2 protein-coding genes are annotated in these 1,291 nt (G+C 43.1%); both read left to right on the top strand.

Annotated elements, in window-relative coordinates; all coding sequences use genetic code 11:
• The coding region (locus tag ACODS7_RS32030) for a hypothetical protein (protein WP_488828600.1) at window positions 1-467 on the top strand (467 nt) is incomplete at its 5' end.
• On the top strand, window positions 433-1,291 hold an 859-nt coding region (locus ACODS7_RS32025; RefSeq protein WP_488828598.1), incomplete at its 3' end, for a terminase large subunit domain-containing protein. The genes ACODS7_RS32030 and ACODS7_RS32025, both read left to right, overlap by 35 nt.

Raw genomic sequence — 1,291 nt, 5'->3', positions numbered from 1 at the left:
GATTATTAAAGATTGAAGGATGGGCACGAGATGGTCTCATTGATGAACAAATTGCCCATAACATGGGTGTTACTCGTGTGACACTTCACAATTGGAGGCAGAAGCATCCCGTCATGGACCAAGTGATACGTAGGGGAAAAGAAGTTGTGGATCGTGAAGTAGAGAATGCATTATTTAAACGAGCGACAGGTTACACGTACGAAGAAGTCACGGTGGAGAGGGTACAGAACGAAGATGATTGTGAAAGTGTGGAAACCAAACGAGTGAAGCGACAAGTACCACCTGATTCAACAGCCATCATCTTCTGGTTAAAGAACCGTAAACCACAAGCATGGCGTGACCGACGTGAGATTGACCATAGCGGTGAGATGAAACAAACAGTGGTGGAAAGGAAGGACTTACGTAAGCTGTCTGTGGAGGAGTTGAAACAAATTGAAAGCATCCTTAAAAAATCTACCGACAGTTGAAGACATACAAAGGGAAATCGCGCGTCGTGATTATTATGAGTATGTGTGCTACGTACATGAAGGGCGATATAAGAAAGCGCCGCATAGTGAATTTGTAGGACGAATCATTCAAGAGGCGATGGATAAGAAGAAACAAATGAACGCAGGCGAGATACAGATGGAGAATCAATATATCGCCATCAACATGCCGCCGCGTCATAGTAAGTCCATGACCATCACGGAAACCCTGCCTTCTTACTATTTAGGTAACTTTCCAGAGGATAGAGTGATTGAGATTAGTTATAGTGATACATTCGCTCGTCGTTTTGGGAAGAAGAATAAAGAGAAGGTAAAAAAGTATGGAGCTGATTTATTTGATATCCACATATCGAAAGAAAGTTCAGCACATGATGAATGGTTACTGGATAATGAAATAGGTGGCATGATCTCACGTGGTGTATTATCCGGTATCACGGGTATGGGTGCGGACTTAATGATTATCGATGACCCGATTAAGAACCGTGAGGAAGCTGATAGTGAAACGCATCGCGGGAAGATATGGGATGAATGGATTGATTCTTTTTCCACACGTTTACATCCAGGCGCGATTGTTATTTTAATTCTCACAAGATGGCATGAAGACGATTTACAAGGCAGACTGTTAAGTGAAGAATACGGTAAGCCGTTACCGTGGCAAGTCTACAATCTTCCACTGGAAGCCGAAGAAGACGATGTGATAGGACGGAAAGTAGGAGAACCGCTGTGGCCAGAGCGATACGGACTGGAGTTTATACAAGAAAGGAAACGATATCCAAGTAGCTTTAACTCATTATATCAAGGTAGAC

The organism is Bacillus sp. FG16, assembly GCF_057809515.1.
Note: the sequence above shows the minus strand (reverse complement) of the source record. Positions and strands in the feature narration are given on the sequence as shown.